The organism is Actinomyces slackii (genome assembly GCF_900637295.1).
Classification (GTDB): Bacteria; Actinomycetota; Actinomycetes; order Actinomycetales; family Actinomycetaceae; genus Actinomyces; species Actinomyces slackii.
In genome coordinates, this window is record NZ_LR134363.1 from 2,946,978 (window position 1) to 2,966,809 (window position 19,832).

17 protein-coding genes and 3 pseudogenes are annotated in these 19,832 nt (G+C 54.0%); 1 reads left to right on the forward strand and 19 read right to left on the reverse strand.

The annotated features are described in order from the left end of the window. Window positions 1–278: 278 nt before the first annotated feature. The 14 genes from EL266_RS12180 to EL266_RS12245 all read right to left on the reverse strand — a co-directional run bounded on the left by EL266_RS12180 (window position 279) and on the right by EL266_RS12245 (window position 14,952). Window positions 279–1,634 carry a class II 3-deoxy-7-phosphoheptulonate synthase gene (locus tag EL266_RS12180; protein WP_197719317.1) on the reverse strand — a complete coding sequence of 452 codons (1,356 nt, stop codon included), beginning with the start codon at window positions 1,632–1,634 and terminating at the stop codon, window positions 279–281. 58 nt (window positions 1,635–1,692) lie between these two features. Next, complete coding sequence (locus EL266_RS12185) at window positions 1,693–2,388, reverse strand: aminotransferase class IV (RefSeq protein ID WP_126412362.1); 696 nt, start codon at window positions 2,386–2,388, stop codon at window positions 1,693–1,695. Between the two features lie 75 nt (window positions 2,389–2,463). Further along, window positions 2,464–3,180, reverse strand: a complete 717-nt coding sequence (locus EL266_RS12190) for a hypothetical protein (RefSeq protein ID WP_126412364.1) — start codon at window positions 3,178–3,180, stop codon at window positions 2,464–2,466. 70 nt (window positions 3,181–3,250) lie between these two features. Beyond that, on the reverse strand, window positions 3,251–5,317 hold the full coding sequence (pabB, locus tag EL266_RS12195; RefSeq protein WP_034515110.1) for an aminodeoxychorismate synthase component I: 2,067 nt from the start codon (window positions 5,315–5,317) through the stop codon (window positions 3,251–3,253). Window positions 5,318–5,363: 46 nt separating this feature from the next. Continuing rightward, the gene (locus EL266_RS12200) at window positions 5,364–6,068 is read right to left on the reverse strand and encodes a DsbA family protein (protein WP_084500914.1); all 705 of its coding nucleotides are present in this window, start codon (window positions 6,066–6,068) and stop codon (window positions 5,364–5,366) included. Then, complete coding sequence (locus tag EL266_RS12205; RefSeq protein ID WP_051281308.1) at window positions 6,065–6,811, reverse strand: SDR family oxidoreductase; 747 nt, start codon at window positions 6,809–6,811, stop codon at window positions 6,065–6,067. The genes EL266_RS12200 and EL266_RS12205 overlap by 4 nt, the downstream gene beginning before the upstream one ends. A gap of 1 nt (window position 6,812) precedes the next feature. Then, window positions 6,813–7,373: a hypothetical protein gene (locus EL266_RS12210; RefSeq protein WP_126412368.1), complete on the reverse strand. Its 561-nt coding sequence runs from the start codon at window positions 7,371–7,373 to the stop codon at window positions 6,813–6,815. 315 nt (window positions 7,374–7,688) lie between these two features. Then, the gene (locus tag EL266_RS12215; RefSeq protein WP_169719963.1) at window positions 7,689–8,603 is read right to left on the reverse strand and encodes a beta-ketoacyl synthase N-terminal-like domain-containing protein; all 915 of its coding nucleotides are present in this window, start codon (window positions 8,601–8,603) and stop codon (window positions 7,689–7,691) included. 116 nt (window positions 8,604–8,719) lie between these two features. Further along, complete coding sequence (locus EL266_RS12220) at window positions 8,720–9,925, reverse strand: beta-ketoacyl-[acyl-carrier-protein] synthase family protein (RefSeq protein WP_034515109.1); 1,206 nt, start codon at window positions 9,923–9,925, stop codon at window positions 8,720–8,722. Window positions 9,926–10,318: 393 nt separating this feature from the next. Then, a complete protein-coding gene (locus EL266_RS12225) occupies window positions 10,319–10,561 on the reverse strand; it encodes an acyl carrier protein (protein WP_026427345.1) in 243 nt (80 codons plus the stop codon). Window positions 10,562–10,737: 176 nt separating this feature from the next. Continuing rightward, window positions 10,738–12,621 carry an FAD-dependent monooxygenase gene (locus EL266_RS12230; protein ID WP_084500915.1) on the reverse strand — a complete coding sequence of 628 codons (1,884 nt, stop codon included), beginning with the start codon at window positions 12,619–12,621 and terminating at the stop codon, window positions 10,738–10,740. A 52-nt stretch (window positions 12,622–12,673) separates the two neighbouring features. After that, the gene (locus tag EL266_RS12235) at window positions 12,674–13,102 is read right to left on the reverse strand and encodes a MaoC/PaaZ C-terminal domain-containing protein (RefSeq protein ID WP_169719962.1); all 429 of its coding nucleotides are present in this window, start codon (window positions 13,100–13,102) and stop codon (window positions 12,674–12,676) included. 22 nt (window positions 13,103–13,124) lie between these two features. Then, window positions 13,125–13,580, reverse strand: a complete 456-nt coding sequence (locus tag EL266_RS12240) for an FAS1-like dehydratase domain-containing protein (protein ID WP_084500908.1) — start codon at window positions 13,578–13,580, stop codon at window positions 13,125–13,127. 484 nt (window positions 13,581–14,064) lie between these two features. After that, complete coding sequence (locus EL266_RS12245) at window positions 14,065–14,952, reverse strand: IS5 family transposase (protein WP_026427344.1); 888 nt, start codon at window positions 14,950–14,952, stop codon at window positions 14,065–14,067. A 380-nt stretch (window positions 14,953–15,332) separates the two neighbouring features. Here EL266_RS12245 and EL266_RS14100 point away from each other — a divergent pair. Next, window positions 15,333–16,586: pseudogene (locus EL266_RS14100) on the forward strand (IS3 family transposase). A gap of 76 nt (window positions 16,587–16,662) precedes the next feature. Here the strand turns inward: EL266_RS14100 and EL266_RS13770 are convergent. The 5 genes and pseudogenes from EL266_RS13770 to EL266_RS12260 all read right to left on the reverse strand — a co-directional run bounded on the left by EL266_RS13770 (window position 16,663) and on the right by EL266_RS12260 (window position 19,729). Next, window positions 16,663–17,145 (reverse strand): IS30 family transposase, encoded by a 483-nt coding sequence (locus EL266_RS13770; protein ID WP_232012036.1) that lies wholly within the window; start codon window positions 17,143–17,145, stop codon window positions 16,663–16,665. Window positions 17,146–17,155: 10 nt separating this feature from the next. Continuing rightward, window positions 17,156–17,521: a hypothetical protein gene (locus tag EL266_RS13775; protein WP_232012176.1), complete on the reverse strand. Its 366-nt coding sequence runs from the start codon at window positions 17,519–17,521 to the stop codon at window positions 17,156–17,158. Window positions 17,522–17,620: 99 nt separating this feature from the next. Then, a pseudogene (locus tag EL266_RS13995) lies at window positions 17,621–17,743 on the reverse strand (hypothetical protein); the annotation flags it as partial. Between the two features lie 382 nt (window positions 17,744–18,125). Continuing rightward, window positions 18,126–18,266 (reverse strand): annotated as a pseudogene (locus EL266_RS14105) (acyltransferase domain-containing protein); the annotation flags it as partial. 332 nt (window positions 18,267–18,598) lie between these two features. Next, window positions 18,599–19,729, reverse strand: a complete 1,131-nt coding sequence (locus EL266_RS12260) for an MFS transporter (protein WP_084500940.1) — start codon at window positions 19,727–19,729, stop codon at window positions 18,599–18,601. Between the last annotated feature and the right edge of the window lie 103 nt (window positions 19,730–19,832).

Below are 19,832 nucleotides of genomic sequence, written 5' to 3' on the forward strand. Positions count from 1 at the left end.
CTCACAGTTTGTTAGGACGCCTGTATCCGCGAACATAGTGGCCGCACCAAGACACTGTGTCGTTGCTAAAACTGCTTGTCAGCTAACATACACACAAGTCCACCGAACTCCGTTCATCGCTACCACTAGAACTTTCTAAGGGCCATCATGTCAAGCCCGACGCATATCGCATACCCTGTCCATCAACCGCCGGTTCTTAGACAGTTTTCTCCACTCTCAAGACTGCGGCTAACAAACTACCTACTGGGAACTACCAACACGCAGCAAACCAGAGGGGTTTACTCGTTGCGAAGCATCTCTGCAACTTCGAAGGCCATCTCAAGCGATTGTTCATGATTGAGCCTGGGGTCGACGAGCGTCTCATAACGCTCACTCAGATTAGCTTCGCCGATCTGAGCGCCTCCGCCGAGTACTTCAGTCACGTCATTACCAGTAAGCTCGATATGAATGCCGCCAGGAATCGTGCCTAGCGCTTTGTGAACCTCAAAGAAACCTCGGACTTCGTCTATGATCGCATCGAAGCGACGTGTCTTGTAATTACCCCTGGACACGATCGTGTTGCCATGCATCGGGTCAGCTATCCAGGTAACGGGACGGCCGTCAACACTTGCAGCTTCTATCAGCCTAGGTAGAACGTCACGAATACGGTTCGAACCCATCCGAGTTATGAAGGTAAGACGACCCGGATCACCCGCCGGGTTGAGCCGCTCAATCAGCGACGAAACTTCGAGAGGACTAGTGGCAGGCCCAATCTTAACAGCCACTGGGTTGACAACGCTAGAAAGAAAAGATACATGGGCGTGTTCAGGGCTACGGGTCCGCTCACCGATCCACAGCAGATGTCCGCTAGCACAGTAGCGTTGTCCCGACAGGAAGTCATTACGAACCATAGAATCTTCATACTCCAACTGCAAAGCCTCATGGGAAGCGTACAGGTGCACCTGACGTAGCGTATCAAAATCGACTCCTGCAGCTTCCATGAACCGCATCGCGCGATCGATTTCGTCTGCGAAGTCCTCAAAGCGCATGTATGCTGGATTACTTGTGAATCCCTGATTCCAAGAATGCACTCTACGTAAGTCTGCATATCCGCCTGTCGTAAAAGCACGTATAATGTTTAATGTAGTTCCAGCCCGTAGATAGGCTTCCAACATACGGGAAGGATCGGGCGTACGAGCCTCGCTTGTGAAATCGTACCCATTTATGGAATCACCGCGATAGACAGGAAGACTAACACCATCACGAGTCTCGACATCAATGCTACGAGGCTTAGCATACTGACCTGCGATACGGCCAATCTTCACAACAGGCATGGAAGCACCATAAGTCAGAACGGCAGCCATTTGAAGAATAGTCTGGACCTTACGCCGTATACTTTCAACGCTATCGTAGAAGGACTCGGCACAGTCGCCGCCCATAAGGACAAAACTACGTCCACGCCCTGCCTCAGCCATGCATTTACGAAGAGAATCGACTTCTCCACCAAATACGAGTGGTGGTCGCGACCGCAAATCGGTCAAGACTGCCTTTAACGCATCTGTGTCAGGGTAAATAGGCTGTTGAGCGGCCGGCAGCTCCCTCCAAAATGATGGGTATTCTGCACGTTTATTATCAACCAAGGGGCCTCCATATATCTCGAAGAAGATGTCCGCGGACAACGGATGTAGCAAAGGAAAACAACCGAAGTCACAACTAAATCTTGTCCGCAAGCTCCCACAGGAGCGAATTTAACCACGATACATCAATTGAACAAGATAGAGAGCTCTTGACATTCTCAGTCACATCACTATCGCAATCAAAAAAACTCCATTCGGTGACATACCTAACACCAGAGAAAGCATTCAAAAATAAAACCTCCGTACCTAATAACTCCTCTATAGAGAAGCCTTCGGATTCTATCTCCACTCGAAATCCACTATCGGAAACGATATCCGCAACTTGTTCGACTGTGACGGAGCGCATAGCTCTAGGATGATGTCCTATGGTCACCACCGAGCCAGCTACAAGAAGCAGACTCGAAAATATGCCTTCGATGACGAACCCGTGCTTGTCAACTAAGAGGCCCTCATCGCATCCACGCTTATGTGATATCGTCATTCTAGAGCGTAACCAGGCTAAGTCAGGCCCCTTGACCAGCGGCGCAACACGTTCGTCACAATGTCCACACGCATCAACGATAATGCTACTAGAAAAAGGCCTATCGGGGCGCATATCAAGCTCAATAGCGCTGTCCGAACAATAGACGATAGGGTTGCAGCTGCGTACGCCTTGACGTTCGAGGACCTCCCACTTGGCCTTAAGCATGTTTCGAAACTTGTTCGAGCGATAACCATTAAGCCCCAAGCGTCTTAGATGACCATCAAAATTGCGCACACGCCCCTCAACCATGCGAAAGGAGGTTACCTTCAACACTGTGACTCCCGAAACGTTGCCATCGCCTAAAGCTCACAAACCAGCCTTCTATTATGCCTTTGCGGCGGCAATCCGAACAGCAGGTCGAACACGCATTGGCGAACTTCCTCGAGTTGGCTTACCTAGCCGCTGCCGAACCTGGCCGTGGAGAACCGTGCCAGATGCGACCTTTCCGTCAACAAGACCCTCACCAACGAACAGAGTGCTTGTCCAGCGGGCACGCAATTCAGAATCCGGAGAAACCAAGTTTTGCAACACGAGCGAGCACCAAAGCTGGCGAGTCATCAACCTACGAGTATCCACTCCATCAATGGAGTACACTCCCTGGTGAGCAGACACCACGTCGTTGTAACTTCCCATGGCGAGCCCAGCGTCGGAAACAACCGTCGCAAAAAGTGTCCACGGTGAATCCAGGTCAGCATTGTTCACTCCTTCTCCGAGACGCTCATCTACGAAGTCAGGTACGACAATCTCAGTCTGATCACTTCGCACATACTCTTGCAACTTGGGCCGTACATCAAAAAGATTTGGCGAAGTTACCAACAATGCGCCATAATGTACGGAGTCCGCGAACTTACATTCAGCGAAGTTAGCAGACATCAACTTGCACACACGATCGAGCTTGCTCCAGGTATCCTGTCTAAAGGCTCCGGCGAGGTAATCCTCAGTCGGTTGCGGTACACCAGCCTCAGCGAGTGCCTCCAGCACGGAATCATTAGTGTTCCAGCCACTAGCAACTAGGCTCTTGAGGTAGCAATTGTCAGACATGTCTACTCTCCTTGATGTCGCTTCACAGTGCGGTAAATGCCGTATGCGGCCGACCAGGCTGCATTGTCGATTATAAGAACACTCTCACCAGTGCCTTGGCCTTCAACAACATCTCTCGATACTCTTCGTCCGGATCAGAGTCAAGAACAATCGCACCTCCAGATCCTATCCCGATCTCATCATCGTAGGCGACTGCCGTTCTAATAACAACGTTCAGGTCTGCCGCCCCATCGTACGAGAGGTAACCTATGCTACCAGAGTAAATCCCCCGAGCAGAAGTCTCTAGGCGATCAATAATGTCTGTTGTTCGCACCTTTGGTGCCCCTGTCATCGAGCCAGGCGGAAAACTTGCCTGGATGGCGTCGATCGTGTCGCGATCGTCACGAATATCTCCGCGAATAGTAGACACCAACTGATGGACTGTCTCGTACGACTCGACCATCATATAGTCGGGAACCGTAACCGAGCCAGGTTTACACACGCGACCCAGATCGTTACGCACCAAATCGACGATCATAAGATTCTCGGCAACAGTCTTTCTATCCGCTGCCAACGCTTCTCTTCGCTTAGAGTCGGTAGCTGGGTCAAGGCTACGAGGAGCTGTTCCTTTAATGGGACGACTTCTAACCACGCCGTCGGAACTCACGGTTAGAAAACACTCAGGCGAGCTGCAGTAAACCGTAAGCCCGCCGAGTTTAAGGAACGCTGCATACGGAGCTGGGTTCGAGGCGCGGAGCTCAAAGTACTTCCGCAAACTCGCATCATCATCATAGCCTGCATGAAGAATATTAGTCAGGCATACTTCATAGGTGTTCCCCTTGTGGAGTTCAGACTTAATCTTTGAGATTTGCTCGACATAGTCATCTCTTGACCGTGCTAGCTTGCGAACAAAATTGTCATCGGGAAGCTCGGAAGAACATGAAACGGTCGTGCTTCCGCTCTCAGACGCAGTGTTGTCTTTCCCGAGCCTACTGCTCCACTCCTGAAAGCTGTCACGCAGTTGCTCAGGCCAACTTGCTCCGTCTGCGCTGTCGCCGATCTCGACAGCGTAGGCACGGTCTTCGACGTGATCCAACACCACATAATTAAGGCTCTTCACCCAGATAGAATCCGGAGTCGATGCTGAGTGAAATGCATTAAGGCCACACTTGGCCTTCATCTCATAACCGAAATACCCCACGTAGCCACCTTTGAATGTTCCGGGAATAGCACTCATGTTGCTAATCTTCGGCTGCCGCAACTTGCTCTTTAAATAACCAAATACATCAGTATGCAGCCTCTCTCTCACCAATCCGTCGCGCTCGATCGTCAGTACATCGGCTTCAGCAGAATCATAACGAACTAGGTCGTTTCTCAAGACTCCTGCAGGCACAAAATATGAGTATTTGGCGTTCGCATTCGAAACGCGGGCACAATCTAGCCAAACCCAATTTCCATACATACAGTCAAAGAACTCCGCCAGCTTAACGCCATCCGCGTTGCTAGAGAGCTGTAATACGTTAGCGTAGCGAACTAACTCATCGTCACGAAATTTACTATCCACCTTCCCATGATCAACGAGCCAATCCAGCGCCAGATTTAAAAAATTAGCAATAATCTGTTCGCCATAGGTCGTTGCAACAGACTCAGGATGAAACTGAACCCCCCAGTGAGGACGCCGACGGTGTCGCAGGCCCATCACCAGTCCATCGCTTTCAGACCGTGCTATCACCTTCATGTCATCGGAGACCGGTTCGCTAACTGACAAAGAGTGGTATCTAACAGCCGAAAAACGACGCGGTACACCCGCGAAGAGCGGGTCACCATAGTGCACCATACCTCCTACAAACCCATGGAGCGGCTCAGGAGCCTCTACGACCCTTCCCTGCGCAGCGACAGCGAGTCCCTGATGGCCAAGGCATACTCCGAGCACTGGGAGCTCGGGAAGGCTGTACACAGTGGACGCATAACCAAAATCTCCAAGGTTAGCAGGATTGCCAGGACCTGGCGACACGACCACCGCATGAAACATGCTAAAATTCATGACTCTCAGACTGTCATCATCGTTTTTAAGCACCTGCACATCTCCAAAACGTGCAAGAACCTGGTACAGATTGTAGGTGTAGGAATCATAATTGTCGATGAGAAGAATCTTCATTGTGCTGCTCCGATTCATGGTTGTTGCTGAACTATAGTACTACTCTCTATCCGCATCCTCCAGCATGCCCTTCAGCAGATACGTCGTGAGAAGTCGGTTCAGTTGATCTGTCACCAAGCGATCGTGGCTGGGCCTCCTGACACCGTTCTCTGTAGCACGCCTCAGCGTCATCCAGCCTGTCATAGCCCCAAAAAGGTTCGCGTCCGACCTTGAATAATGGAACTCCAAACACACCGTCTTTGTCCATCCGTGTCGCAACCATGTCGAGCACATTGTGCCGAGTACTATCCGTAGCTCTAGGGTGCGATCCAACGCTCTCCAGCACGCTCATCAACTCCGATTCACTACCCACGTCGAGACCCTTAGTCCACCTTGCCCGACTGATGGCCATAACCAGACGCTTGCCCATCTTCTGATCTTCATCAAGCACCTGTTGGCAAAGCACCGTGCTTATCTCCCAATTGACTGCTGTGTCGATCGGCCATGTAATTCGCTCGATGCCGTGCTTCAAAGCAAGCCGACGAACATCCCTAAGAATATAGAGGTGCTTAGCCTTGCTCATAGGTGTATAGTGAAATCTGACACCGTCCGCTTCAAGGCGCTCTTGAGTGCCCTTCTGAGGCTCAAAGAACATTCTCATTGTAGACACGTCGAGCAGCCTGCTGCATCCGTCTTGTGCAGCACGCTCTAACGCAAGCCAAGAATATGGGCTTCGTATTGAAGCGTACCAAACGACATCTTTCTCAATCATACCAACATTCCTCCGTCTACATAGATGGTCTGCCGAGTAATGTAGCTGCTTGCCGAACTTCCTAAAAACAACACCGCCTTCGCTATGTCCTCAGGCTGTCCGAATCTTCTAAGCGGAACTCGATCAAGAAAGCTGGCTTTCTTGTGTTCCACCAGTTCTTCTGTCATGTCAGTAACAATAAACCCAGGCGCAACAACGTTAACCCTAATCTGCCATCTAGCTAGCTCCACAGCAGCTGACTTACAGAGCCCGATCAGACCTGCCTTCGACGCGCTGTAGTTGGCCTGACCGATGTTGCCATCCCGACCAACTATGGACCCTACTAGGACGATAGACCCGCTTTTCGACCGCATCATCTGCGTACTACTTGCGCGACACAAATTGAACGCACCCGTCAGATTGGTTTGTACCACGCTTTCCCACAGCTCGGGAGACATGGCTGGAAGGAGCGCATCGCCTACAATGCCTGCCGAGTGTACCGCTAGATCCAACCGACCGTACCTATGCGCGACCTCGTCGACGAATGCCTTCACCTTGTCCGCGTTCCTGACATCTACCTGGCGACTAATCCAACTGTCGCCGCCAATCTCTTGCAGAGTAGAATCAGCACTTGCAGTGTCGGACTGGTAGCAAAATCCGCCGCTATATCCGACATTAGACAAATGACGAACAATAGCGCGCCCGATTCCTCTCGAGCCACCGGTGACAACCGCTACAGGCCCTTGGCTTTCTGCTTGCTTCATATTACCCTCCGATGCTATCTATGGCAATCAACATCCGGGACACCTTCACACACTTTCTGCTGTTGGAAAATACATCTACGTCGGTGATAACCGCCCTCCCAATATGGCGAGTTGACCGAAATCGAAACTCGACAACTGACTGTTCGGGAATCTCTGACAGAATATCTATGCGCTCAATCCCTGCGAGCAATCCAAAGCTGAAAGGCTGATCAGAAAGGACCAGGATAGCACTCTGAGCTGCCGATTCGAGGAGGAGGGGCACGGGCACGGCGTGATGTGAGTTCTCGCGACTACATTGACCGAAACGATAGCTCACGGTGTAAGGATCCGAATCGCTGGGAGCGTTCTCTACAAACAGCATTGGATGCCTATGTCTCACCTTACTGACCAATTCCTTATCCAGGTTCTCCTCATGTGCGGACACCATGGATAGGTCCACCCGATCGTATCCTTCAGGACGATACGTGCTGCCAAGCGTTATATCTGCGCTTGCGGCAATGTTCCCATCCAGCAATGCTTCACAATGTGTCCAGCCGCCCGCATTGTCGTCGACAACGACCACAAAACTGTCTCCTGGAGATATTCTTCTCCTAAATCTGATTCTTCGACAGCTTGTAGCTCCTGCTTCCGCAGCGCCATGTCTACATGCGTCTAGGAAGGTGGCAAGAATAAAGTTTCCAGGCACAATAGGATTGCCAGGGTAGTGGCCTCGAAACAGCTCGTGGGATGGACTAAATTGCGCTCTGTAGCGCTTTGATCTCCCTGTCCGTTCTTCCGACGCAATATTAGCAGCTACAATTGACATTGTTAAGTCCTCCTTTCGCTTGCTTGCTTCATGTCCTGCGCTGCAGCTCTTGTCATACGGCTATGATCGACGTCAGGCGGGAGACACCAGCGCAGCCGTCACGGTCTGATGCAGTTCGTCGGTAGTGATTATAAGCCATGGTTCGTCCGCGGCCAGATTGTCTAGCGCCAAAGACAGCGCCAAGCCGCCACCCCAAGCGCCTAAGCTGCACCCCTCCCAGCCTAGCTTAACGGTCCGTTTCGAGCCGAACTCGACTCCGACGTGACCAAGGACGGCATCACACAACTCCGATTCACCAACCGCAGTCACCACTGCGGGTTCGCCAACCGACGTCTGAGACAAAGAGATGTCCCTAAACCAACGCTCTACCGAATACTGCAAGTCAGACAGGCGAGCCGCTTGCACGGGACGCCAAAGACGCAACTCGGCCTGTGGCCGCGATTGATCAAAAACATTCGGCTTATGGGTAACCAAGAAACTAGCGGCGCCCTCAATAATTTCTGTGTGCTGTTCTCTTGCGGCGGACTCTATCGTATCACGCTCAGGAGACGATTCCTCAGAAACTCCGACAACAAGACCAGAAGCCTGACCGGAGCGCATCAGCCGCTGCCCGTAGGTTGCTGCTACGAAAAGTGATCCAGCACCTCCGGCAATAGTCGCATTGGGTCCCTTCAAGCCGTTCCAGATCGCTGCCTGAGCTGCAGCAAAGTTCATCACTGTGTTTGGAAATTTTGCAGGATTAACAAGATAGGGGCGGGACTCAGTAAAACTGTCTTGAGTAAAGTTCACGGTACTCGAGATTGAACCGAACGAAGTCCCGACAATCACTCCCAGCTGATCTTTAGGAACAACTCCTGTCTTCCAATCACTGCCAAGACGTTTCACCGAACTCAGCAGGAGTGCGCTACTCCTATCTAGATTACGGATGCTTCGCTCATTCAGCTCGCCATGCGCATCGAACAACGTATGTTGTTTTGCGCTGCGCAACCCGCTACTATCTAGCTTCCGCAAGCTACTGAGAGAGCACTCCAACCTAGACACCACACTGCTGTTCCAGACATAGAGCGGCTCGGACGACGATAAACTCATGACACCTTCCGATCTCATTCTGCTGATTGCCGATCAAGTTTCACACGACGTAGCAAAACAACAGCGTTGTTTCCTCCGAAGGCCAATCCATCGTTCATTACCACGTCTAGACGTGCCTGCCTTGCCCTATTTGGTACACAATCAACAGGACATTCAGGATCAGGCGTCTCGAAGTTGATGGTTGGGGGAATCACCTGGTTTTCCATCGCAAGCAAGCAGCCGATGACAGCCAAGGCGCTTGATGCGCCCATTGTGTGTCCGAGCATCGATTTCATAGAAATGACGGGAGGTAAGTGCCCATTAAACACGCTCATGAGTGCGTTGCACTCACTGACATCATTGGACCGTGTTCCAGTTCCATGAGCCGAAATGAGATCAACCTCCTCTGCCTGAATATCAGCAAGCTGCAAAGCCTTGTTCATGCATGCCTTCACCCCTTCCACGTCGGGAGCCACAGGATGCTTAGCGTCGCAGTTGATCGCATACCCCGCGACTTCTGCGTAGATGTGAGCCCCTCTTGCAACCGCATGCTCAAGAGATTCAAGCACCATCATTCCAGCGCCTTCGGCTGTAAGGATTCCTCTCCTGTTAAGATCGAACGGCTGGCAACGTTCGGGAGCGACAGTTCCAAGGCGATAGAATCCTGTAAAAGTCTTCCTACATAGTGCGTCGGCACCGCCAACAATCGCAAGCTCGACATCGCCAGAACGTATAGCGTCATATCCTGCGCCCACAGCGTAGTTTCCGGCGCTACATGCGGTAGCTATTGTCATGTACTCGACATCCTTTAAGCCGAGACTACTTACGACACTTCTCGAAAGATTCAGAGGAAATGACTGAATTGCCTCCATGCATGACGGCTTCGTTTCAGACAAAAGACGTTCGGATATCGCATCAAGGCACTGCGATTCTCCATCTGTAGTGCCAACATAGACTGCCGTCGCCGCTCTACTCAACCGATCCGAAGAAAGCTGCGCGTCTTCCACTGCGAGTAGGGCGGCGGTCACGGCGAACTGTGATGCGCGTTCCAATTGCGGATCTCGTGGCAGATTGGCTACTTCGCAAGCGGTAGTCTGTTCGAATCCATCTGTAGAGAATGCACTAATTTCTGAGGCACCGCTGGACCCGCTGATTAGCGCATCAGCATACTCATCCTTGCCAGTCCCGATCGGAGAAACGGGACCTATTCCGGTTACTACAACTCTCGTTTTCGAATTCATCTTGGCCTTTCCTTGGTTTCGGCGGCGTCGCGAGCCAGATGGACCGCCTAACTAAAGGTAGTGTTCGGACTGTGTATTCTAAATGATTGCGAAGAGGCCTCCTGTCAAAGAACCTTTCTCTGTGCCCATCTACTCCGGATCGGAATTACGACACACAGCCCCAGTTCTACACAGTCCCTAGGCCTCTCAGTACGCGGTCCAGAGTGAGCATCATGAAGTGTGCCGACAGATCCATAGACTGTCATCGGCCGATATAGAGGTGCACGGCATGGGATGTAATAGGACCGTCGCACTCCAAAACTTCACCTGCTCTGCTCACCTTTCACACCGCTGTAGTGTGTGCTACCTCCTGGCTCGAGTATTATTTCAACTCAAGCCAAAGATCGTGTGCAGTCAGCCATGCTTATCTACGATAGCATAAATACTGTTCATACACGTCATCTCGGCGAGCAGGCTGTTGTCAAGGTTCAGGTTGTAATCTCGATCCAGGAGTGCAAGAATCTCAAGTGCCAACATCGAATCGGCTCCGAGATCTTCAAATAGTGTGTCGTCAGCTACCTTAACAGGGTCGACTTCTAGAATGTCGCACACCTTGTCGTGGAGTTCGGCGCGCTGGCTGCTGTCTAGCTTGGTCATGACTTACAGTCCTCTCTCTGTCGGTGATTGCCTCTTTCGAAGGCGCATGATCGGATGAATCTTATTCTTCGTTAGCGGTCTACTCCTCCTTTGTGCGATGCGTCTGCACTTGGAAATGTTCTTTCTCTTAAAAATGCTGTCCCTAGCGCCTTCTATCACTCAGTCGGGGTGCTTCTTCAACTAGAAGCCTGGCCGAAAATTGGCTTCAGATAGTCAGCTAGTGTCTCAGGATCACCAAGGGGCAAAACTGCCCCAACATACTGGTCTGGCCTCACTACGACAATGGCCCCCTCGTCCGAAACGCAAGCCTCGCTAAACACATCAAAACTTGTTGAGCAAGCGTACACCTTATTGAGATTGGACAGACGATACTTGCCAACACGAGGCTTAAATACTTGAGGAACGTCCGGCAAGTTCAGTTCACGATGATTCTGGGGGTAAACAACGTGCACATCAAAAAGCGCATCATCGTCATAGGACGTCTGTGACTTGTATGTGTTCAAAGGCGACCTTGAAGAAACGCTTAGCCAATCCGCAAATTTACCGAGCCTGTCGTTGTGGCCCCTTCCGTTAGGGCGATCAGCAAACACATACAGACGCCAGCGGCCATCCGCAGTGGCCTGGTGTCCAAGATGAACTGTGTTCATGTCACACACTCTTACTACCTCATGAGACTTGAACCGCTTTCCAATCGGGTACCCTGTTGCGATTGATTGATGCGTTTGGCTGGCCGTCAGCATAGACCGGGAGTACATTGTCATGAATCCTGCGGGAAACTCAGCTGTCTTGACGTAGTACTCTTCGAGTGCCTCAGGAGTGTGCAACTCGTCCACTTTCTTTGCGAAAAGCCCATACCATTCACGATCAAAGTCAATGAGATTCTGCGCAACCTCCATACGTTCGCTGTTGTAGGTGTTTAGGATGCTACTAGACGCAATTCCGGATGCTACATACCCGATTTTCCATCCGATATTGAATCCGTCTTGAAGCGAAACGTTCATTCCCTGCCCCGCTTTTGCTGAGTGCGTGTGACATGCGTCTCCCGCAATGAACACGTTAGGTGTTTTACTCCCTCCGACACAAGCATCAAATGAGTCGGTAATTCGATGCGCCACCTCATAGACGCTGTGCCAGGCCACATGCTTCACGTCAATGGAATAAGGAGCTAGGATCCTATTAATTTTAGCAATGCTCTCGTCAGCGGATGTAGCCCTAATTCTGTCCTGATTTTCTGCGGTGACATCGCCCAAATCAACGTACATCCGGAAAAGATATCCACCCTCTCGTGGAATCAGTAGGAGACTTCCACTGGATTTGGACTGGATGGCACATTTCATCCTGATGTCAGGGAAGTCTGTGTCAGCCAGAGCGGCGAGCACTCCCCAAGCCCTATTGGCCTGATTCCCTTGGAGTTCGCGGCCTATCGATGCCCGCACTGATGAGTGTGCCCCGTCCGCACCTATCAGATATTTGGCATAGACTACCTTTTCAGCTTCGCCGTCTTCAGTTGCGAAATGAGCCCTGATAGGAAAATCAGTTTGTTCTGAATGCTCGAGCCTCAGAAATTTGACTCCGTAGTAAGGAGATGTGGGTCTTGGCGCGTTTTGCATGTATTGTTGGAAGTACGCAAGTACTCTTGGCTGGTTCGAAATAAGATGTGGAAATTCGCTGAGATTTCTTGGATCATCTTCAGTGACCGCGGCGCGCACAATTCTTGTCTCATCGTCAGGGTCCGGCCGCCAGAAATTCATTCCTGTCATCTGATAGGATTCTTGTACAAGTTGATCCGCGAATCCAAACGCTTGAAAGGTCTCTACAGTTCGTTTCTGGATTCCTTCCGCACGCCCATATTTAAGCGGCTCATGGCTTTTCTCTACAACAAGTGTTGAGACCGTAGGGAAGTAGGACAACTGAGCAGCGGCAATCATTCCTGCAGGGCCAGCACCTACAATGATAACGTCCGTCTCTTTTGGCATCTCTCGCATGAGCGGTTCGCTTGGCTGCTGGCACATCCTAGGATCGCTAGCGGAATAATCGTTGTAGTGAAATTCTAGTGCCATTTCTGGTCACTCCTTTCTGAGGTCTATTCGTTACTTATTACGGGCCCGCTGTCTATCCACAGATGCGCATGTGCACTCTCACGCCGGTCATGACTTTTCCGGTGTCAGGAAGCGCTGCGTAGAGACGAATTGTCACCATGTTTTGTTCAACCGATTCCACTTTTCCGGAAACTCGGAATCCCCCTCCTCTTTCGTCGTCCGGTACTACGACTGGGGTTGAAAAGTTCGATACCGAATACTCCATAAACTCCATGGCAGGCCCAAAGTAGTCCGCTATTGCCCGTACAGCTGTAGCGATGTTAAGGGTGCCATGGGATATGACGTTTGTTAGTCCGACTTCTTTAGCAATCTTTTCGTTCCAGTGTGTCCCAGTAAAGTCACCGCATGCTCCACAGTATCTCATCAGGTCGACTCTATGGAGTCGTATCTCCTGCTCCGGAACTTCGTCTCCGACCGATACTTGCACTGCATCATAACTCATTGTCGAACCTCCTGTCATATGATTAGATTTCAATATTTCGAGACAGAATGGTATTGGTTACTTCGGCGACAGGTCTTCCGTCATTGTCGGTAATCTCATGTCGCATTGTGAATTCATCATGAATCGACACTTCTCTAATGTCAGTGATGGTCGTGGTTTGCCACAGTTCGTCCCCAGGAATGATTTGTCGATAGATCTTAACCTTCTGTGCTCGATGCACACAAACTGGCTGCTTTTTCTTCCCAAATTCCGGATCATACAAAGGCCATCCTCCATATCGAAAGAAAAGGCACACCATGAAACTCGGAGGTGCGATTACGTCCTCATATCCTAGATGCTGGGCCGCGGCAGCATCGTAGTAGATGGGGTTTGTTTCTCCGGTTGCAATAGCATAGTCGCGAATTTTTTCGCGGCTCACTTCATATGGGCCATCCGGACCATGTGTGCGCCCCAAAAAGTCCCTATTGAAAACTTTCATCGCTAATTCCCTTCCTGTTTCTGCACCTGCGCGGAACTCGTCTTCCCAACTACCATTGAACCTCCCTCAATCACTCAGGTTGTGACGCATGCGGAGTATTTTCGTTGCTGAGCATATGTAGAACCTCGTCTGACCTCCAATGTCATCGCGGCTGGCCGCTGTTACTACAGACTAAGATTTTCCCTGCACCCAAAGCAAGCGGTGCACGACAGTCGTTATACTTTCGTTATATACCATTATGGTAATTTTGTCTTCCACTTCTCTTTTTGGCGGCATTATGCGGATCACTCAGCTATACCCTATAGTGCAGAACTCAAGTATGATCAACTAGTTGCTTCTTCCTTCATCCTTCCTTTCGCACGTGCCCCTGCCGCCATTTGCGTCATTTCAACAGCCGGCGCAGCGTTGCAAGACTGTTCAACTTCATGGAGGGATGTTTCCCTTCTGGCTTGCGCAGGCTGATTGGGTTGGCGGCTAGGTCGTGTTATGTAAGTCGTTTGAGCCAGTGGTTGATGCTGGCGATGTGGGTGGTGGCCTGGTAGCGCATGGCGAGCTTGTCGTACCTGGTGGCGAAGGCGCGGTGCTGCTTGAGGTGGCCAAAGCAGCGCTCGACGGTGTTGCGGTCCTTGTAGGCGATGGGGTCGAAGGCGGGTGGGCGCCCGCCGCGCGACCCGCGGCGCGCACGGTTGGCGGCCTGATCGGCCTTGACGGGGATCGTGGCCCGGATGTGGTGGGCGACCAGCCAGGCGCGGTTCGCCCGTGATGAGTACGCCTTGTCCGCCAGCACCCTCTCGGGCCTCTTCCTGGGCCTGCCCGGACCCGTCCTGGCCACCCCGATGGCCTCCAGGACTGGGACCATCATCGGGCAGTCGCCGACCTGGCCGGCGGTGAGCAGGCGGGCCAGCACGCCGCACCGGGCGTCCACGGCAGCGTGCACCTTGGTGGACCACCCGCCCCTGGACGCCCCCAGCGCGTGGTCGGCGGGCTCACCGTCCACCCGCAGGGCACTGTCCCTGCGGGCCCCGGCGGCGTGCACGTGGGCCCGGCAGGTGGTGGAGTCCACCGACACCCGCCAGGCGATCTTCCCGGCGGCATCGGCCCTGGCGACCAGGGCCGCCTCGATCCGTTCCCAGGTCCCGTCGGCCTGCCAGGCCCGGTACAGGGCGTAGGCCCTCCACCAGGGCCCGTAGCGGGCGGGCACGTCGCGCCACGGAGCCCCGACCCTGGTGCGCCAGCGCACGGCGTCGATCATGGACCGCAGCCCGTAACGGCGGGGCCTGCCACGAGATGGCGGGGCCGGAAGCAGCGGCTCAAGCAGCTCCCACTGGGCGTCGGTCAGGTCATGGCGGGCACAGGCATCTACACTCACCATCTGAGGCCTCCGGTTTGATCACATGATGACTTGACACCACACGTGATACCCCGGAGGCCTCACCCCACCCATCACGCCACGCCGCAACCACCCCCAACTTTCACAACAGGCCCTAGGATCTCCACTTTTCTGCGGAGTGGCAGAGGGAGCATGGGTGCTGTGGAGCCATCGTGCTGGATCGGTGAGGCTTTGAGGGGATCTGGTGGTGACACTTTGATGGGCTGGAGCCCCTGTCACGCCGACCCCCGACTAGCCCGACTGCCCTGTGCCAGGATGTCAAGGATCAGGCAGTGTCGGTGCGCGAGGCCCTGGGTGTAGTTGGCTGGCACTGAAGCGCCTTGGGTTTCGTTGCGGGCTACTTCCTCAAGGAGGATCGGAACATGCCCCAGAAGTACACCCCGGAGTTCAAGGCCCGGGCCCCCTGGGGCTCATCGAGGAGACAATCCAGTCCGAGCAGTGCTCGGGCTGGGCGGCCTGCACCGCGGTGGGCCAGGCCCCGGGCGGGATTTCGCCCCACACTCTGCGCAACTGGTGGAAGCAGCGCAGCACATGGATCGCGGTGGGGCCCCTGGGCCGGCTACTGAGGAGTCAGTAGGGGCTGCGTCGGTTGCGCAGGGAGGGCCTCGAGCTGCGCCGCGCCAACGAGATCCTGCGGTGGGGTTCGGCGTTTTTCGCAGCAAAGCTCGACCTGCCCACGAGGAGGTGATCCGGTCCTCGAGGAGCATCGTGAGCAGGCCGGGGGTCAGGCCATCTGCCGCACCCTGCGTGCCACAAGAGTGTGGGTTCATCACCTCCCGCGGCTACCGTGCCGCGAAGTCCCCTCCCGCCTCGACCGGCCCTGCGCAATTGAGGCCTTGTTGCCTGAGATCAAGCCGATCCATGCGCAGAACTGACTGGGTCTACGGGGCGGGGAAGATGCGCCAGGCGATGCTCCGCGCTGGCTGGGCGGATCGGCCGATCAGACAGCCCGGCTCATGCGCATCGCCGGGCCACGGGGGGTGCGTCGTGGTCACAGGGCCGGTCACCACCGGCCGGGCCGGTGAGCCCGATACTCGCCCTGACCTGGTCCAGCGGCAGTTCAGCCCAGAGCGTCCTGATCAGCTGTGGGTCGCTGACATCACCTATATCAGGACGCTGTTGCCAGGACGCTGTCGGGGTTGTGCTGCACCGCGTTCATCACCGATGCCTGCTGCTCCCGGCGTATCGTGGGGTGGGCCCTCTCAGGGTCCCTGCACACTGCCGCTGGCGGGGCTGGCCCTGGAGCATGCTCTGGCTTCCACCGGCACCACTGGAAGCCGACAGGGCCTGGTTCATCACAGCGACCGCGGGGCTCAGTACGCCTGTGTGGCGTACTGGGATGCGCTGGTCACCGCTGGGGTGACCGCCTCGCCAGGCTTCCGTGGGCGACTCGCACTCAAGCGCCCTGGCCCAGAACAGTCAACGGACTCTTACAAGACCGAGCTCATCGGCTCCCAGCGCCTCTGGCAGTCCACCCAGGCCGTCGAGCTGGCCACCATGGGCCGGTCCACTGGTGGAACACAGCCCGGTTGCATGAGGCGCTTTGCTACACCACCCCGGCCGAAGTCGAAGCCCAGTACACTCACCAGCAGGACCCAGCGCCCGTTGCGTCCTGACCACGGAACGAAACCCCGGGCGCTTCACGACATCATCACCTAGACCCGGCAATGGAACCGCCACCCCCTGGCAGTGTCAAGGCGTGGGAGCAACGGGGGGTTGATCGTTGAGGAGTCGGGTGAAGGCTTCGGTGGGGGTGAGGTAGCCCAGGCGGCGGCGGGGGCGGTTGTTGATCTCCTCGGCGATGCTGGTCAGGTAGGGCTGGTGGTCGGGGATGGTGGTGCCTTTGGGGAGGTAGGCGCGGATGAGGCGGTTGGTGTTCTCGTTGCTGGGTCGCTGCCAGGGTGAGTGGGGATCGGCGAAGTAGACCGGCATCTGTGTGGCCAGCGTGATCCTGGCGTGCTGGGCCATCTCGCTGCCCCGGTCCCAGGCCAGAGAGGCTCGCATCATCTTTGGTAGCTCGTTGAAGTACTCGATCACCGCCTCGGCGGTGGGCTCGGCGTGCTTGGAGGCCAGGGCCAGTAGCCCGGCCAACCCGCTCACTCGTTCCACCAGGGTCGCGGCGCACGAGGCAACATTCTTCCCGATGATCAGGTCGCCTTCCCAGTGCCCCGCCACCCGGCGCTGATCAGCGTCCTGGCCGCGCCGGCAAGGGCACCATGGCGACGATCGGACCGCCCCGGGAACGGCCGATGCTCCGGGGCCGGCGCCGGGTCCGCTTGGAGGGCAGCATGATCCCGCGCCGGGCCAGCTCGCCGCGCGGCAGGGCGTAGATGTACTGGTAGATCGCCTCACCGGAGATGGTCCGGCCCTTGGCATCGGGAGAGTTCGCCATACGCTCCACCGTCGGGTCTGCCGCCTCCAGACGCAAGCGGCCCGAGATCTGGTTCGGGGTCCATGACGCGGCCAGATCAGCGTCCACCCGCGCTTTGAGCACCGGGTCAGCAGCGACCTTGCGCCGCTGGGGCCGGGCCCGGCGGCGTTGCGCGGCCACGTCCGCGCCAACAGCCTGGTACCCGCGCGTCTTCGTTGAGTTCCGGCGGATCTCCCGTGAGATCACCGACGGGCACCGACCCAGATGCCGGGCGATCCGACGCACCGACCAGCCCGCCTTCGTCCCCGTAGCGATCTCCGAGCGATCACCAAAGGACAGCTTCCTCCGCCCCACCCCAACACCTCCGATCACACCCCCACCAATCAGGAGCGTTGCTTCCACGCTACGACACCACCCCTAACCCTTCGCATGCACCATGACCGCCGACCAGATCGAAGAAATCCTCACCCACTATTACCAATGAATTAACAACTCACGACACTAGGTCTGCAAGATTGGCACTGACAGGAATGACGGAGATCAATACACTTTATGCCAGCATGAGTTAAATAATATTTCTTTTCCACCGTAAGTGCGTCTGCACTTCCAGAAAGGACGACCTGATCGCCGCTATTGTCATTGGCGATTTCAATTACATGACCAGAATCAGATATTACACCACATGTTGATTCGAGCAAGCGTAATGGCGCTCCAACAACCGCCATCATGCTACCTGACGAGGAGCCCAACGACTCCACAAACCTACCTCGCTTGTCTAAGAGCTCTACCCCTTCCCGAAGGACAATGCTCCTGACGCAACAAGAGCTGAATATTCTCCGAGACTGTGTCCCGCAAAGACACAAGGAGTGAAGCCAGCCTTGGCAAGATTCTCCCACATTAGCATGCTGACGACAAATATAGTCGGTAGAGTTACAGATGCACGACAAAACTACTAAGCTGTTCCCTCAGTGCACATCAAAGAAACATCCCAGCCTAGAGTATGCCGCTTGCGACCTCCATTCGTTCCAAATAAAGCTTTGGATCTAACTCAACTATACATCAGCCCATCCCGGGTCTTTGGTTGCCCCGACCGACCGGGGAAAATCACCGCTATATTGGCGCTCAATATACAGCACTCTCCTTGCTTCCTGTGAAACACAAACCCTTACCTTGCTTAACAAGAGATCAAAAAACTCTAGCCGTGGGGCTCTAGCTGTGGGGCTGGAGAGATCAAAGACCGCCTCTCCCCGTTGCCCCTCATGCTTTACGCCCGGTCAATGTAAGGACAAGAGGGATCACAAGGAGTGTCGCCGCTAACCAACCTACATACTGCTCACCAATGCCATCAATGATGAATTTACCTACTGAACTTGCCACAGCAAAACCAACATATACTGCCGACGAAAGCAAGCCTAGCAGAAGCGGAGCAGAGTTTGGGTCAAGCTTCACAATACGTGCTTGCTGAGGGACAGTAAACATGCCCACAAAGAACCCATTAATAGCAAGAACAAGAGGTGTGAGGTGCGCGGCGAACCCAAATTCAGCGGTTGCAAGACTTCCGATAAGTCCAATGATGCAGATTAGAACGCAAATAAGGGGACCGCGAACATCGATGATCTTACCTGCAGTAAAGTTACCGATGAGATTGAACACACCGAATAGAGCAAGAGAAACAATAAGGAGTTTTCCAGACGCGCCAGACACAATCTGTGCATAAGTAAAAAGCTGCATGCTCGCACCAACTACAAGGATAGTTGTTGCGACAACCGCAAGAATGCGTAGGTTGGAAAGTGGGCGTAAACGATCTTTGAGTGAGGCAGCAGGAAGCATAACAGGCTGAACTTTAGAACGAATAAGAACAAGAGAGATAGTACCAAGCACCACTAGCGACCAGAGGGTATAGCGCCAGTTGAGAGCTCCAATCACGAGACCAAGCGGAACTCCGATAGCAGTCGCGGTAGTCAATCCACCCATAACAAGAGCCAGGGCCCGCCCTTGACGCTCCTTCGGGATTGTAGCGATAGTAATCGCAGACGCTGAAGGGGTAATGAAACTTGCACCTGCAGCCGCAACAATGCGAGACAGTAATGCAACAGCGAACGTAGGAGCAATTGCCGTTAAAATATTGCCAACAATGAAGACAGCCAGACCGAAAGTCAATGTAGTATCACGTCGCCACCCAGCGGTCAGTGCACCTAGAACGGGCGCACTAATGGCAAACACTGCACTGAAGACTGTGACCAATTGAGCTGCAGAAGTCGGAGGTACACCAAGATCCTTAGAAATGTTACTCAAGAGTCCGGCGATGATGAAGGTGTCAGTTCCAACGACAAACGTAGCGATCGTTAATGGGATTAACAGTCTGGAAGATGCGGTAGTTGAGTTCATGTCTTCACCGTAACATCCACAGCATGCAGGGTCAACCCTGCCCCACATCGCCGAGACTAGATGACGCGACAACAATTGGACTGTCTGTTGCGACGACGGGAAA

Bases quoted from the DNA above. Each gene is read 5' to 3' on its own strand.
- EL266_RS12260 (WP_084500940.1), bottom strand. From the start codon at position 19,729: ATGAACTCAACTACCGCATCTTCCAGACTGTTAATCCCATTAACGATC.
- EL266_RS12205 (WP_051281308.1), bottom strand. From the start codon at position 6,811: ATGAAGCAAGCAGAAAGCCAAGGGCCTGTAGCGGTTGTCACCGGTGGC.
- EL266_RS12240 (WP_084500908.1), bottom strand. From the start codon at position 13,580: ATGAAAGTTTTCAATAGGGACTTTTTGGGGCGCACACATGGTCCGGAT.
- EL266_RS12220 (WP_034515109.1), bottom strand. From the start codon at position 9,925: ATGAATTCGAAAACGAGAGTTGTAGTAACCGGAATAGGTCCCGTTTCT.
- EL266_RS12245 (WP_026427344.1), bottom strand. From the start codon at position 14,952: ATGGTGAGTGTAGATGCCTGTGCCCGCCATGACCTGACCGACGCCCAG.
- EL266_RS12225 (WP_026427345.1), bottom strand. From the start codon at position 10,561: ATGACCAAGCTAGACAGCAGCCAGCGCGCCGAACTCCACGACAAGGTG.
- EL266_RS12190 (WP_126412364.1), bottom strand. From the start codon at position 3,180: ATGTCTGACAATTGCTACCTCAAGAGCCTAGTTGCTAGTGGCTGGAAC.
- EL266_RS12230 (WP_084500915.1), bottom strand. From the start codon at position 12,621: ATGGCACTAGAATTTCACTACAACGATTATTCCGCTAGCGATCCTAGG.
- EL266_RS12235 (WP_169719962.1), bottom strand. From the start codon at position 13,102: ATGAGTTATGATGCAGTGCAAGTATCGGTCGGAGACGAAGTTCCGGAG.
- EL266_RS12185 (WP_126412362.1), bottom strand. From the start codon at position 2,388: ATGGTTGAGGGGCGTGTGCGCAATTTTGATGGTCATCTAAGACGCTTG.
- EL266_RS12200 (WP_084500914.1), bottom strand. From the start codon at position 6,068: ATGATTGAGAAAGATGTCGTTTGGTACGCTTCAATACGAAGCCCATAT.
- pabB (WP_034515110.1), bottom strand. From the start codon at position 5,317: ATGAAGATTCTTCTCATCGACAATTATGATTCCTACACCTACAATCTG.